At 71.6% G+C, this 13,791-nt stretch carries 14 protein-coding genes; 8 read left to right on the top strand and 6 right to left on the bottom strand.

The window, feature by feature from the left end; genetic code table 11:
* Positions 1-2 precede the first annotated feature (2 nt).
* Genes ABZX22_RS13460 through ABZX22_RS13445 form a run of 4 tightly spaced genes read right to left on the bottom strand, consistent with a single transcriptional unit; the run spans position 3 to position 3,881 of the window.
* Positions 3-821, bottom strand: coding sequence for a carbohydrate ABC transporter permease (locus ABZX22_RS13460; protein WP_354908176.1), 819 nt, complete (start codon positions 819-821; stop codon positions 3-5).
* The gene (locus ABZX22_RS13455) at positions 818-1,711 is read right to left on the bottom strand and encodes a sugar ABC transporter permease (RefSeq protein ID WP_354908175.1); all 894 of its coding nucleotides are present in this window, start codon (positions 1,709-1,711) and stop codon (positions 818-820) included. The genes ABZX22_RS13460 and ABZX22_RS13455 overlap by 4 nt, the downstream gene beginning before the upstream one ends.
* The gene (locus ABZX22_RS13450; protein WP_354908174.1) at positions 1,702-2,973 is read right to left on the bottom strand and encodes an extracellular solute-binding protein; all 1,272 of its coding nucleotides are present in this window, start codon (positions 2,971-2,973) and stop codon (positions 1,702-1,704) included. Before ABZX22_RS13450 ends, ABZX22_RS13455 begins: the two co-directional genes overlap by 10 nt.
* Positions 2,974-2,987: 14 nt before the next feature.
* Positions 2,988-3,881, bottom strand: coding sequence for a MurR/RpiR family transcriptional regulator (locus ABZX22_RS13445; protein ID WP_354908173.1), 894 nt, complete (start codon positions 3,879-3,881; stop codon positions 2,988-2,990).
* Between the two features lie 174 nt (positions 3,882-4,055).
* Between ABZX22_RS13445 and ABZX22_RS13440 the strand changes: the two genes are divergently transcribed.
* On the top strand, positions 4,056-5,696 hold the full coding sequence (locus ABZX22_RS13440) for a bifunctional metallophosphatase/5'-nucleotidase (protein ID WP_354908172.1): 1,641 nt from the start codon (positions 4,056-4,058) through the stop codon (positions 5,694-5,696).
* Between the two features lie 65 nt (positions 5,697-5,761).
* Here ABZX22_RS13440 and ABZX22_RS13435 read toward each other — a convergent pair whose 3' ends face one another.
* Positions 5,762-6,232 carry a MarR family transcriptional regulator gene (locus ABZX22_RS13435; RefSeq protein ID WP_354908170.1) on the bottom strand — a complete coding sequence of 157 codons (471 nt, stop codon included), beginning with the start codon at positions 6,230-6,232 and terminating at the stop codon, positions 5,762-5,764.
* 73 nt (positions 6,233-6,305) lie between these two features.
* Between ABZX22_RS13435 and ABZX22_RS13430 the strand changes: the two genes are divergently transcribed.
* The 3 genes from ABZX22_RS13430 (at position 6,306) to ABZX22_RS13420 (ending at position 8,634) form a co-directional block, all read left to right on the top strand.
* Positions 6,306-7,085, top strand: a complete 780-nt coding sequence (locus ABZX22_RS13430; protein ID WP_354908168.1) for an SGNH/GDSL hydrolase family protein — start codon at positions 6,306-6,308, stop codon at positions 7,083-7,085.
* Positions 7,082-7,705: an SDR family oxidoreductase gene (locus tag ABZX22_RS13425; RefSeq protein ID WP_354908166.1), complete on the top strand. Its 624-nt coding sequence runs from the start codon at positions 7,082-7,084 to the stop codon at positions 7,703-7,705. The genes ABZX22_RS13430 and ABZX22_RS13425 overlap by 4 nt, the downstream gene beginning before the upstream one ends.
* Before the next feature lie 80 nt (positions 7,706-7,785).
* The gene (locus ABZX22_RS13420) at positions 7,786-8,634 is read left to right on the top strand and encodes a hypothetical protein (RefSeq protein WP_354908164.1); all 849 of its coding nucleotides are present in this window, start codon (positions 7,786-7,788) and stop codon (positions 8,632-8,634) included.
* Between the two features lie 10 nt (positions 8,635-8,644).
* On the opposite strand, the gene ABZX22_RS13415 is transcribed toward ABZX22_RS13420, so the two are convergent.
* Positions 8,645-9,070 (bottom strand): VOC family protein, encoded by a 426-nt coding sequence (locus tag ABZX22_RS13415; RefSeq protein ID WP_354908162.1) that lies wholly within the window; start codon positions 9,068-9,070, stop codon positions 8,645-8,647.
* Positions 9,071-9,241: 171 nt separating this feature from the next.
* On the opposite strand from ABZX22_RS13415, the gene ABZX22_RS13410 reads away from it, so the two are divergent.
* The 4 genes from ABZX22_RS13410 to ABZX22_RS13395 all read left to right on the top strand — a co-directional run bounded on the left by ABZX22_RS13410 (position 9,242) and on the right by ABZX22_RS13395 (position 13,707).
* Positions 9,242-9,841 (top strand): dihydrofolate reductase family protein, encoded by a 600-nt coding sequence (locus ABZX22_RS13410; RefSeq protein WP_354908161.1) that lies wholly within the window; start codon positions 9,242-9,244, stop codon positions 9,839-9,841.
* A gap of 155 nt (positions 9,842-9,996) precedes the next feature.
* Entirely contained in the window at positions 9,997-11,385 is a 1,389-nt protein-coding gene (locus ABZX22_RS13405) for a selenium-binding protein SBP56-related protein (protein WP_354908159.1), read from the top strand.
* The gene (locus tag ABZX22_RS13400) at positions 11,373-11,996 is read left to right on the top strand and encodes a hypothetical protein (RefSeq protein ID WP_354908351.1); all 624 of its coding nucleotides are present in this window, start codon (positions 11,373-11,375) and stop codon (positions 11,994-11,996) included. Before ABZX22_RS13405 ends, ABZX22_RS13400 begins: the two co-directional genes overlap by 13 nt.
* Positions 11,997-12,099: 103 nt before the next feature.
* Complete coding sequence (locus tag ABZX22_RS13395; protein ID WP_354908158.1) at positions 12,100-13,707, top strand: protein kinase; 1,608 nt, start codon at positions 12,100-12,102, stop codon at positions 13,705-13,707.
* Positions 13,708-13,791: the final 84 nt, after the last annotated feature.

Below are 13,791 nucleotides of genomic sequence, written 5' to 3'. Positions count from 1 at the left end.
CCTCAACGGTTCATGCCGGCGGTCAGGCCGGCGACGATCTGGCGCGTGGCGATGACGAACAGCACGACCAGGGGGATCGTCGTCATCACCAGTCCGGCGAAGAGCGTTCCCCAGTCGTTCTGGAACTCGCCGAAGAAGTGGGTGAGCCCGACCGGCAGCGTCAGCCTGCTCTCGTCGCGCATCAGGACCAGAGGGTAGAAGAAGTCATTCCACAGCGGCACGAACTGGAAGACGACCACGGTGGCGACGGCCGGCCGTACCAGCGGCAGCATCACGTGCCAGAAGGTCGCCAGCGGGCCGGCGCCGTCCAGCGCGGCGGCCTCGTCCAGCTCGTGGGGCAGCTGGCGGAAGAACGCGGTCAGCACGAAGACGTTGAACGGGATCGAACCGGCCGCGTAGACGAGGATCAGCCCCAGCAGCGTGTCGACCAGGCCCATGCTCTCCATCAGGTAGAACAGCGGCAGCACGCCGAGGTGCGCGGGCAGCGTCATGCCGGAGATGAAGTAGGCGGTGAACAGGCCGCGCCCGCCGAAACGGCCGCGGCCCAGCGGGTAGGCCGCCAGCAGCGACACCGCGGCGCCCAGCAGCACCGCGCAGACCACGACGATCACCGAGTTGCCGACGTAGGTGGAGAAGGAGGCCTCGGTCCACGCCTTGGCGTAGTTGCCGAACCACGATCCGCCCGGCAGGCCGAGCGGGTCGTCGAAGATCTCGCCGGTGGGCCGGAAGGAGCTCAGCACCATGACGATCAGGGGCGTCATGGAGAAGACGGCGTAGCCCCACAGCAGCAGCCTGATCCACAGGCCCTGTGCCCTGGTCATGCCTTCCTCCTCAGCACCCATTCGAGCAGCAGGGTCGAGCCGAAGACGAAGGTGAACATGAACACCGCCAGCGCCGAGGAGGTGCCCAGCGCGTTGACGTCGCCCGAGGCGAAGGCGGCCCGGTAGAACAGCAGGCCGAGCACGTCGGTCGCGCCCGCCGGGGCGCCGTTCGAGCCGCCGAGGGCGTAGACGAGCGCGAAGGTGTTCATGCTGCCGATGAAGCTCAGGATCGTGACGGTGCCCATCGCCGGACGCAGCAGCGGCAGCGTGATCTGCCGGAACACCTGCCACGAGCCGGCCCCGTCGGTCCTGGCGGCCTCGCCGTACTCCTGGGGGATGCCGCCGAGCGCGGCGCTGAACAGCAGCATCGGGAAGCCGACCCACTGCCAGGTGGTGATCAGGATGACGGTGGGCAGCGCCGTGGCGGGGTCGCCCAGCCACGGGACGGCCAGCTGCTCCAGGCCCGCCCCGCGCAGCAGCGAGTTCACCGGCCCGAAGGTCGGGCTGAGCAGCAGCGTCCAGAGGTAGCCGATGACCAGCGGGTTGACCAGGTACGGCAGGGCGAACATGGTCTGCAGCGCGCGCTTGCCCCGCCGTACCCGCGACAGGGCGAGGGCGAAGGCCAGGCCGAGGGTGTTCTGGACGAGCACGCTGCCCGCGAACAGCAGGGCGTTGTGGCCGAGCGCGGGCAGGAGCTGGTCGAGGAAGGAGCCGGACAGCAGCCCCGCGTAGTTGGCCAGGCCGGCGAAGCCGTCGCGCAGCGTGCCCTTCCAGGAGAACACGCTGTAGCTGAGGGCGGTGAACAGCGGGTAGACGACGAAGAGGGAGTAGAGGAGGAGGGCGGGGACCAGGAACAGGTACGACGATCCCCGCCGCGGGCCTACAGCCATGTGGACACGCTCTTGTCGAGCTGCTCTGCCGCCTCCCGGGCGGTGATGCGGCCCAGCAGCATCTCCTGCAGCGACTTGGAGAAGACGACCTGCGAGGAGGGGTTGCCGTAGGCGAACTCGTTCATGAAGTAGGCGGCCCCCTGCTGTTCGAAGGTGGTGGCGACCTCCTTGAGCAGGGCGTCCTTCGGGGTGACGCCGGGGACCGCGGAGAAGATGCGCAGGGTGTCGGTGAAGAGCTGGCCGTAGTCCTTGGAGGCCAGCCAGGCGGCGAACTTCAGCGCCTCGGCCCTGTTCCTGCTCTTGGCGTTGATGCCGTACGAGCCGTCGGTGAAGCCCGGCATCAGGCCCGGCCCGTTCGGCGCGGGCGGCGTGAAGACGCCCAGCTCGATGTCCTTGGCGTGCTGGCCGAAGAAGTTCAGCTCCCACAGGCCGCCGGGGAACATGGCGGCCTTGCCCGAGGAGAACAGGATCTGGGCGTCGGTGTAGGACACGCCGGCCACGTCGTCGGGGAAGTACGGCTTGAGCTTGTTGAGCTGGTCGATGCCCTCCACGAACGCGGGGTCGGCGAACTTCTTCTCCTTGGCCTTGACCGCCTTCAGGAAGTCGTCGCCGCCCCAGTGGGCGGTGCCGAAGATGCCGGCCACGACGGGCAGCATCCAGTCGTCCTTGCCGCCGAAGGCGAACGGCACGATCTTGGCGGCCTTCAGCTTCCCGGCCGCGGCGATCATCTCGTCCCACGTCCTGGGCGGGGAGATGCCGTGGTCGGCGAAGATCTTCTTGTTGTAGATGACCTGCAGCGTCTGCACGGCGAACGGCACGCCGTACACCTTGCCGTCCTTGTCGCCCTTGGCGGCGCGCAGCACCTTCTCGTCGTAGGCGGCCAGCCCCGGCACGTCCTTGACGTCGAGCGGCAGCAGGCGGCCGGCCTCGACGAGGGGTTGCAGGTTGGCTCCGGCGCGCAGCCAGGCCAGGTCGGGTCCGCTGTCCCCGGCCAGGCCGGTCGACAGGATGGTGTCGTACTCGGTGGCGGTGGTGAAGGAACGGGCGTCGACGTCGACGCCGGGGTGGAGTTTCTCGTACTCGGTGAACATCTTGTCGTAGTCGGCGTCCGGTCCCCACCCCCAGACCGACAGGGTGACCTTGCCGCCGGGCGCGGTGGAGGTCGAAGGGGAGGTCGAGGTGGAGGTCGAGGGGGCGCAGGCGGTGGCGGACAGGAGGGTGAGGGACAGCAGGACGGCGGCCGTGCGGGGGGCCAGGCGCATGGGGGGCTCCTGAGTCAGCGTTGGGGCAGGCGATGCTTGGCGACCGCGTCCGTCGCCGCGGTCAGCAGCTGGTTGCTGGTCTCGTGGGTGCGCTGGACGACGCCGATGTACAGGCAGTCGAGGACCAGCATCTGGGTGTGGCGGGCGGCCACGCCGCCGGCGCGGAAGGGGGTGTCCTGCGCCGCGGTCGTCAGCACGATGTCGGCGGCCTCGGCCAGCGGGCTGCGCGGGAAGTTGGTGACCGCGACGGTGGTGGCGCCGCGCTGTCTGGCGATGGCCAGCGGCTCGACGACCTCCGCCGTGGTGCCGGAGTGGGAGATGCCGATGGCCACGTCACGGTGGTCGCGCGCGTTGGCGCTGCAGACGGCGCTGTGCACGTCGGTCCACAGCGCGCACGGCCGGCCGATCGCGTGCAGCCTGAGGTGCAGGTCCATGGCCACTCCCGCGCTGCCGGAGACGGCGAAGAAGTCGATGAACCTGGCCCGTACGAGGGCGGAGACCGCCCGCTCCACGGCGGTGACGTCGAGCTGCGCCGCGGTCTCCTCCATCGCGCGCATGTCGCTGGCCAGCAGGCTGCGCAGCACCATGCTGAGCGGGTCGTCAGGGGAGAAGGCGATGACGCTGTCACGCGGGCTGGCGTTGGTACGGCCGAGCTCGGCGGCCAGCGCCAGCCTGAGCTCGGGGTAACCGGCCAGGCCCAGCTCGCGGCAGAAGCGGGTGATCGTGGTCAGTGAGGTGGCGCAGCGTTCGGCCAGCTCGGTGATGGTGGAGGCGGCCACGGCGGCGGGCTCGGCGAGGATCGTCTCGGCGATGCGCTGGTGTGCTGCGGTGAGGGTGGGCGCCACTCCCCTGATCCGGGCCAGGATCCCGGTGGCGGTAGGTGAATTATTCTCCGTGGACGTGGCCATGGGAGGAAATTTCCCGTACTCACTGTCGCAATGTCAAGAGTTCACCTCGACGCCTTGGCGTATCCACCTGTCCGATGTGAATAATTCCCTTCGACGATCTCTTATCAAGAGAGTCTTTACTTCGTCCCGAAGGCGTGTCTACGCTCGCCCCGACCAAGCCCTGAAGGGACGCACATGCGCAATCTCTTAGCCGCGCTGGTGCTGGGCGGCGCCACCCTGCTGCCCGCCCACGCCGACACGGTCGACATCCAGCTGCTCGGCATCAACGACTTCCACTCCGCCCTGCCCACGAGCTTCGCCATGACCCCGGACGGCCCCGTCGAGGCGGGCGGCGCCGAATACCTCGCCGCCCATCTCGACCGGCTCCAGCGGGACAACCCCCAGGGCACGCTGCGGCTGTCCGCGGGCGACAACATCTCCTCCAGCACGCTGGCCGCCACCGCGCTGCACGACGAACCCGGCATCGAGGCGCTGTCCATGATGCGCCTGGACGCCTCCAGCGTGGGCAACCACGAGTTCGACGAAGGACTGGCCGAGCTGCGCAGGATGGAGGAGGGCGGCTGCCACCCCATCGACGGCTGCGCCCTGCCCGGCTTCAAGGGCGCCGCCTTCCCCTACCTGGGCGCCAACATCGTCGACACCACCACCGGCAAGCCCGCCTTCCTCCCCTACGTCGTCAAGGAGGTCAAGGGCGTCAAGGTCGGCGTCATCGGCGTCAGCTACACCAACACGCTCAAGGAGGCCCCAGGCCCCACCGCGCCGCTCGAGGCCCGCGACGAGGCCACCGCCGTCAACGCCTACACGGCCGAGCTCAAGGCCAAGGGCGTGCGCACCATCGTCGTCGTGATCCATCAGGGCGGCGGGCAGACCGGCGGCGGCCTGCCCAACCAGTGCAACAACCTGGTCGGGCCGATCAAGGACATCGTGCAGAGGTTCGACCCCGAGGTCGACGCGGTGATCTCCGGACACACCCACAACGCCTACAACTGCGTGGTCAACGGGATCCCCGTCACCCAGACCTCCGGCCACAGCCGCGAGGTCACCCGCATCGTCCTCACCGTCGACCGCGCCACCGGCGAGCCCACCGCCGCCAAGGCCGACAACATCACCGTCACCCACGACATCAAGCCCGACCAGCGCATCGCCGAACTGCGCCGCAAGAGCGACGAGCACGCCCACCGCCTGCTGGACCGCCCCGTCGGCATGCTCCACCGCGACCTGACCGCGGTCAGGAACGCCGCCGGCGAGTCCACCCTCGGCCACGCCCTGGCCGACGCCCGCCTGCACGCCACCTCCTCCCCCGACACCGGCGGCGCCCAGATCGCCGTCCAGCCCCCGTACGGCGGCGGCATCGCCGGCGACCTGTGGGTCTCGCCGACCGGCAACGACATGCCCAACCTCGTCACCCACGGCGAGGCGCTGCGCGTGCAGCCGTTCAGCAACATGCTGGTCACCATGACGCTGACCGGCGCCCAGGTGGAGCGGCTGCTCGAACAGCAGTGGTGCGGCCAGGGCACCCAGCGCGTGCTGGGCGTCTCCCAGGGCCTCACCTACACCTACGACAACGCCAAGCCCGCCTGCGACAGGATCGACCCGGCCTCGATCAGGCTCAACGGCACCGTCATCGACCCGGCGGGCAGGTACCGGCTGACCGCCAACTCCTTCATCGCCTCCGGCGGCGACGGGTTCACGGTGCTGACCGAGGGCACCGAACGGGTCGAGAAGGTCCGCGACATCGAGGCCTTCGAGTCCTACATCCGGGCCGTCAGCCCGCTCCAGCCGCCCGCACTGGGCCGCGTCACCCGGGTCAACTGACCCTCGGGACGGCCGCGCCGTGGCGGGACGCCACGGCGCGGCCGTCCCTTCGTTCCCTGGTCGCGCTACAGGCCCCGGTATCCGGGATGGACGCCGGGGGTGAGCCCCTGCTGGGCCGCGACGGCCTCGAGCATGGCGGTCAGCGCGGCGCGCTGGTCGTGGTCGAGGGCCGCCAGCAGGTCGTCCTGGTGCGCGGCGCCCAGCTCGCGGACGGCCCCCATCAGCCGCAGCCCCTCACCGGTCAGGTGCAGGGCGTAGTTGCGCCGGTCGGCGGGGTTGCGCCGCCGTTCGACCAGTCCCTTGCCCTCCAGGGCGTCCAGCAGCGTGACGACCCTGCTGGGCACGACGCCCAGCTCCTCGGCCAGGGACTGCTGGCTGCGGCCCGGCGCCGTGATGATCATGCGGAGCAGGCCGATGTCGGCCGGGACCACGCCCAGCTCGGCCACGCGCTCGGCGAACCGCCTGGCGGCGTGGGCGCCCACCTGGGCCAGGAGGAACGCCGCGCCGGACGGCGGCCTGTCGTCAGCGGTCGGCATGACGAACACGATAGCGCGTCACGAAAATAGTTCTGTGCTATAAACGATTCATCTAAGAGAACGGATTCGTGACATGACCTTCCCCACGCCCGAACGGCTCATCCGCTTCCAGCACCCCGAGAAGGTGCTCGGCTACCTCGGCCCGCTCGACGAGGACCGCCTCGGCCCGCTGTTCGGGCTGCCGGCCGAGCGCTTCGGCGCGATCCGCCGTGAGCACGCCGCGCACGCCCGGCGGCTCGCCGAAGACCTGCTCGCCGACGACGACTTCGCCGCCGCCGTCGACCGGCTGCCCTTCGCCGCCGGCCAGCGGGTGGTGGCCGTCGGCGAGAGCACCACCGCCGACCTGCTGTCCTGGTTCGAGATCCTGCGTCACCTGCTCGACCTGCGCCGCCCCGGCCACGGCAGCACGCTGGTCAACCTGGCCGTCTCCGGCCAGAGCACCACGCAGGCGCTGGGCGCCCTGCCCGCGCTGGCCGCCCAGCGGCCCGACTGGGTGCTGTGCATGCTGGGCGGCAACGACGCCATGCGCGTCGGCGGCACGAAGGACACCCAGGTCAGCCTCCCGGAGACCGAACGCAACCTGCGCCTGCTCCGCCAGGCGGCCCCGGCCGCCACATGGCTCTGGCTGGCGCCCACGTCGGTGGACGAGGCTCGCGTCACCGCCTACCAGCCGTTCCAGCGGGCACGTCTGAGCTGGGCCAACGAGGACCTGCGGGCGATCGGCGAGGTGCTGGCCGCCATGCCCGAGCAGGTGGTGAGCCTGGCCGAGCCGGACCACGAGGACGACGGACTGCACCTGTCGCCGGCAGGCCAGCGGGCGCTGGCCGCCGCGTTCGTCGCGAGCCTGGCATGAGGATCCTGCTGTTCGGGGCGAGCGGCGGCACCGGCGCGCAGGTCCTGCGGCAGGCCACCGAGGCCGGGCACGAGGTCACGGTCGTCGCCCGCGACCCGGCCTCGGTACGGCACGACACCGTGGTGGCCGCCGACGTCCTCCGGCCGGAGACCTGGCGGGCGAGCCTGGACGGGCAGGAGGCCGTCGTGTCCTGCCTCGGCACCAGGGACCGCCGCCGCCCGACCACGGTCTACTCCGAAGGCACCGCCGGCATCCTGGAGGCGATGGGCGAGTACGGCGTGCGCCGCCTGCTGTGCCTGTCGTCGGCCGGGCTGGACATCCCGCCGGACCTGCCGCTGCCGCAACGGCTGGTCGTCAAGCACGTCATCCAGCGGCTGTACCGGTACGCCTACGCGGACATGGCCGAGATGGAGCGCCTGGTGAAGGACAGCGCCGCCGACTGGACGATCGTCCGGCCGCCGATGCTGACCGACGGGCCCGCCACCGGCGCCTACCGCTTTTCGACCGACGGCGGGCTGACCGCGGCCAGGAGCGTGTCCAGGGCCGACCTGGCCCACTTCCTGCTGCACCACCTGGACGACGCCGCGTGCGTACGCCGCGTCGTGGACATCTCCTCGTGAGCCGTCTACCACGACGGGCGTACCCCGGCCGCCTCTCCCGGGCGGATGCCCCGGCGGGCGGCCGCGGCCAGGCTGAAGCCATGTCCAACTCCCAGCGCTTCGGCTACGGCGTGGCCGCGCTCCTGCTGGCCAGCAGCGCCTTCCACCTGCTGGTGTACGCCGTCGACGGCGGCGGATGGGGCGGCCCGGTGTCGTGGCGCAAGCCCATCCTGTTCGGCTTCTCCTTCGGGGTGACGCTGATCAGCCTGGTCTGGATCGCCGGACGGTCGGGGCTGAGCCCCAGGGCGAGCCGGCTGCTCGTCGGCACGCTCGCCGTGGCCAGCCTCGTCGAGACCGCGCTCATCGATCTCCAGCGCTGGCGCGGCGTGCCCTCACACCTCAACTTCACCACCCCCTTCGACGCGACCGTCTCGGCCGCGCTGGCCGCCGTCGCGATCGTGGGTCTGATCCCCTCGATCATCATGATCATCGTGGTGGCCTGGCGGCGCTTCGACGGGCCGCCGAGCATGCGGCTGGCGGTGCGGGCCGGACTGGCGGTGCTGTCGCTGACCCTGGTCTCGGGGGCGGCGCTCATCGCCAACGGCCGGGCCATCGGGCTGCCGCCCCAGGCCACCGACCTGTCGATCTTCGGGGCGGCGGGGCAGCTCAAGGTGCCGCACGCGGTGACGCTCCACGCGGTGCAGGTGCTGCCGGCGCTGGCCTGGCTGCTCACCCTGACCGCCTGGAGCGAGGCGGCCAGGGTGCGTCTGGTGGCGGTGGCGGCCGCGGGCTACGGCGGGGTGGTGCTGGTCTCCGTGCTGCAGGCGGCCGCCGGGCTGGCCCCGGCCGACGTGACGGTGGCCTCCGGCGTCCTGCTGGTGGCCGCGCTCGCGGCCATGGCCGGCGCGGGGACCGCCACGCTCGCCCGCCTGCGCCCGCCTGGCCGGTAGTGCAGTCGGTTCAGCGCACCGGTTCGCCGACGCCCAGCAGGTTCCCCTCGCTGTCACGGAACCAGGCTCCGCGTTCGCCGCGCGCGCCCTTGCTCGGATAGTTCCCGTCGATCTCCGCGATCCCGTCCCTTGTCCGGAACCCGGGGACGTCGACCTCTTCGAACACCACGCCGCGCCGTCTGAGTTCCGAGACCGCCGTCTCGATGTCGTCGACCTCCCAGGCCATCTGGGTGAAGGTGCCCGGCGAGGATCCCGTCGACTGGAACACGACGAACTCCGCGCCTTCACACCGGTAGAGCAGCCCGCCGGGCCGTTCGTCGACGGGCTCCAGACCGAGCCGCTCGGAATAGAAACGCCGCGCCCGGTCCAGGTCCTGGGCTGGAAGCCTGGTCGCCACGCGTGCCCGGGACAGCACGTTCCTGTCATCCGCGTTCATGTCTCCACTGTTCCACGGGCGGCGCCCGGAGGAGCGGAGGCGTCCCGCCGTCGCGGCGTGGACATGGCGTGCCGAGAAGCTCAGCAGGCGATCACCTCGAGCGGGATGTCGAGAACCCGTCGGCGGCTCCGACGAGTGCGTGAGAGACACCCGACGACAGGAGTTGCACAGATGGGCAAGGTCACCTCTGACATGGCGATGTCCGTGGACGGTTACGTCGCGGGCCCGAACCAGAGCCTGGACAACCCGTTCGGCGAAGGGGTCGAGGAGCGCCTGCACCGGTGGATGTTCGAGGAGCCCGAGGCGCACGCCGAGGTCATCGAGGCCATCACGGCGGCGGGCGCCTACATCATGGGCCGCAACATGTTCGGGCCCGGCCGGGGCGACTGGGACCTGGACTGGAAGGGCTGGTGGGGTGACGAGCCGCCGTACCACGGCCCGGTGTTCGTCCTCACCAACCACCCGCGCGAGCCCCTGGAGATGAAGGGTGGCACGACCTTCACCTTCGTGACCGACGGGATCGAGCCGGCGCTGGCCATGGCGCGCGCGGCCGCGGGCGACGCCGACGTCGCGATCGCGGGTGGCGCCCACACGGTCAACCAGTACCTCGCGGCGGGCCTGATCGACGAGCTGCGCCTGCACATCGCGCCGGTGATCCTCGGCGCCGGCGAGCGTCTGCTGGAGGGCGCCGGGAGCGTCGACCTCGAACCCGTCCACGTCTCGGGCACCGGCCTGGTCACCCACGTGACCTACCGGGTGGTGCGCGGCTGAGCGCGTGACCACGGGGAGGCGGGGCCGGTCCCGCTCCGCCTCTCCACGTACGGCCGGCGCACAACGCCGGGGTCCGTCCACGGGGGGTCAACATTCGGCCACCAGTTGCCCCGGCCTCTTGACCGGCCAAGAAAAGCGACGGAGAGGATGAGAAGGTGACACTCTGGACGCCGGACCCGACCTTCTATCCGTCGCCGCGCGACGCCGCGGCCGCGCCGGCCGAGCGGTACGCCTACGTCGCCGCCTTCGACCGTCAGGCTGCCAGACCCGACGCGATGGCCGTCATCGACGTCGATCCCGACTCCCCGGGGTACGGCGGCGTGGCCGGCTGGACGGACCTGCCGTACACGGGCGACGAGCTGCATCACTTCGGGTGGAACGCCTGCAGCAGCGCGCTGTGCCCCAATGCGCCGCACCCGCACGTCGAGCGCCGCTACCTCGTCGTGCCCGGCCTGCGTTCCTCACGCATCTACATCCTGGACACCAAGGACCGCGTCAGCCCCGAGGTGGTCAAGGTGATCGAGCCGGAGGAACTGGCCGCGCGGGCCGGCTACTCCCGGCCGCACACCGTGCACTGCGGGCCCGACGGCCTGTACGTCTCCGCGCTCGGCGGGGCGAACGGCGAGGAGGGCCCCGGCGGCATCGCCGTCCTCGACCACCAGACGTTCGAGGTACGCGGCCCCTGGGAGGCCGACCGGGGCCCGCAGCACCTCGCCTACGACTTCTGGTGGCACATCAACCACGACGTACTGATCAGCTCGGAGTGGGGCACCCCCTCCATGATCGAGAACGGCGTCGTCGGCGAGCTGCTGCTCGGCCGGAAGTACGGTCACCACGTGCACTTCTGGGACCTGCGCAAGCGCCGCCACCTCCAGGCGGTCGACCTCGGCGACCAGTACCAGATGACCCTCGAGCTGCGCCCGGCCCACGACCCGCGACGGACCTACGGCTTCGTCGGCGTGGTCGTCAGCGTCGAGGACCTGTCGGCCTCGGTGTGGACGTGGTTCCAGGAGGACGGCCGCTGGCAGGTGCGCAAGGTGATCGACATCCCCGCCGAGCCGGCCGACCCGGCGGACCTGCCCGACCTGCTCAAGCCGTTCGGGGCGGTGCCGCCGCTGGTCACCGACATCGACCTGGCCGTGGACGACCAGCGGCTGTACGTCTCCTGCTGGGGCACGGGCGAGCTGAAGCAGTACGACGTCAGCGACCCGTTGCATCCGGTGGAGACCGGCTCGCTGCGGATCGGCGGGATCGTGCGCGGCGACCCGCACCCCGCACTGGACGAACGCCTGCGTGGCGGCCCCCAGATGGTGGAGGTCAGCAGGGACGCCCGGCGCGTCTACGTGACCAACTCCCTGTACGGCGCCTGGGACGACCAGTTCTACCCCAAGGGCGTCGGCGCCTGGATGGCCAAGATCGACGCCGAGTCGTTCACGTTCGACAAGAGCTTCTTCCCGCACGGCGACGACTTCCGCGGCCTGCGCCCGCACCAGGTCAGGCTGCAGGGCGGGGACGCCTCCTCGGACTCCTACTGCTACCCGTGACGCTCGCGGCCGCCCTGCTGCTCGGGGCCCTGCACGGGCTGAATCCGGCCATGGGCTGGCTGTTCGCCGTGGCCCGCGGCCTGCAGGAACGCAGCAGGGCCAAGCTGCTCGCCTCGCTTCCGGCGATCGCCGCCGGGCACCTGGCCGCCGTCGGGCTGGTCGCCGCCGTCATCGTGGTGACCGGCTCGCTCACCACTGGCCGGGTGGTGGCGCTGGTGGGCGGGACGGTGCTGGTCGGGTTCGGGCTGTGGCGGCTGCTGTCCAGGCGGCACTTCCGCTGGGTGGGCATGCGGCTGTCGCTGCCGCAGCTGGCCGCCTGGTCCTTTCTCATGTCGTCGGCGCACGGCGCCGGGCTGATGCTCATCCCGCTGTTCGCCGGGGTGAACGCCGCCCACGCGGGGCACGCCGGGCACACCGGACACGCCATGGGCGGCAGCATGGCCATCGCGCTGGCCCACACGCTGGCCATGTTCGTGGTCGCGGGCGTGGTGGCCGTGATCGTCTACGAGGTCGCCGGATTGACCATCCTGCGCCGCGCCTGGTTCAACGTGGACCGCATGTGGGCGGCCGCGCTCATCGCGGCCGGCGTGATCACCCTGGTCCAGGCCTGATCGCGGGCGCGCCGGCGGCGGGCCGGAACGCTCTGACTCATCCCTTAACTCCCGCACCGCCGCTCTGATACGATCTTGACCCACTTCACTGGCTGGAGACTTCGTGACCGAAGCGGTGGCCCTCTTAGCTGAGGACCCACGAGTGGTCGGGCCCTACCGCCTGGAAGGGCGGCTCGGGCTGGGCGGGCAGGGCACCGTCTACATGGGGCGGGACGGCGACGGCGGGCTCGCGGCGATCAAGCTCCTGCATCCGCACCTGATGGCCGACCCGCGGGAGCGACAGCTCTTCCTGCGCGAGGTGGAGACGGCCAAGCGGGTCGCGCCCTTCTGCACGGCCCAGGTGCTCGATCTCGGGTTCGTCGGCGACCGGCCGTACATCGTCAGCGAGTACGTCGACGGACCGTCGCTGCAGAACGCCGTGCGGGACAACGGGCCGCGCGGAGCGGCCGCCCTGCAACGGCTGGCGGTCAACACGGCGACCGCCCTGGCGGCCATCCACGAGGCCGGGGTGGTGCACCGCGACTTCAAGCCCGGCAACGTGCTGCTCGGGCCCGACGGGCCGGTCGTCATCGACTTCGGCATCGCGCGGGCGCTGGACCTCAGCCAGTCGGTCATCAGCAGCCGGCCCATCGGCAGCCCCGCCTACATGGCGCCCGAGCAGATCGCCGGCGGCGACGTCGGGCCCGCGGCCGACGTGTTCGCCTGGGGCGCGACCATGGTCTACGCGGCCACCGGGGAGCGTGCCTTCGCCGGCGACTCGATCCCCGGGATCCTGCACGGCATCCTGCAGGGCGAGCCGGACCTCGGCGGGCTGGAGGGCGCGCTGCGGGAACTGCTGCGCGAGTGCCTGGACAAGGACCCGGCCCGGCGGCCCACCATCGTCCAGGTGATCGAACGCCTGCGCGCGCTGCCCGCCCCCGCCTGGCACGCCGCCCGCGGCGCCCGGTCGGGCGGCTTCGCCGTCCCTGACGTGCCCGGCGTCGGCTCCGGCGCCCCGACCGCTCCCGGCGCCGCCGTCGCGGGCGGTCCTGCCGTACCCGCTCGGAAGGGGCGGCGCGGCCTGGTCCTCGGTACGGCGGGCGCGGGCGTGCTCGTCGCCGCGGCCGCCGCCTACTTCGCCCTGGCGCCCAGCGCCTCCGGCAACCACGCCGGGCAGGCGAGCCAGGCGGCGACCGTACCGGCGGTGGCGCTGCCGTCGTCTTCCGTGGTGCCCGTCGAGCCTTCTCCCAGCGCGCCCGAGACGCCGACCCTCGATGACACACCCACTCCGAAGACGAGCAAGCGGTCGCAGTCGGCCAAGGTGGTGCCCCGCGCGAGCGCCGCCCCGCAGGAGGCGCCCCGGCAGACCCGCAAGACCACCACGACCTCCGACGCGCCCACCACCACACGCACCACGAAGCCGACCCGCAAGCCCGTGACCGCGCCGATCGGGACCACGCCGCCGCGCGACGACGACCCGCCCCCGCCGCCGCACAGCGACCCGCCCGCGCCCGCCCAAGGCTCGATCACCTTCAACGACGCCAACGCGTACTGCGCGGCGCAGGGCCAGAGCATGGCCGGCGGCACCTGGGACAACCTGTGGTGCTTCGGCGGCGCCGGGGCGCGCATCAGCGCGACCACGGTGTGCCAGTGGAAGTACCAGGGCCGCAACGCGGTCGCCGAGCAGCCGCCCAACACGTGGTCGCGGGAGGTGACCTGTCGGCTGTCATGACCGCCCCGACCGGCCGCGACACCGCTCGTCCCGCGTCGTTCGGTCCCCTTCCCGCGAGCGTCCCCTCGGCTGGAGACGGCGGTG

Source organism: Nonomuraea sp. NPDC003804, from assembly GCF_040610675.1.
Lineage (GTDB): Bacteria > Actinomycetota > Actinomycetes > Streptosporangiales > Streptosporangiaceae > Nonomuraea.
This window is presented reverse-complemented; position numbering and strand designations above follow the sequence as displayed.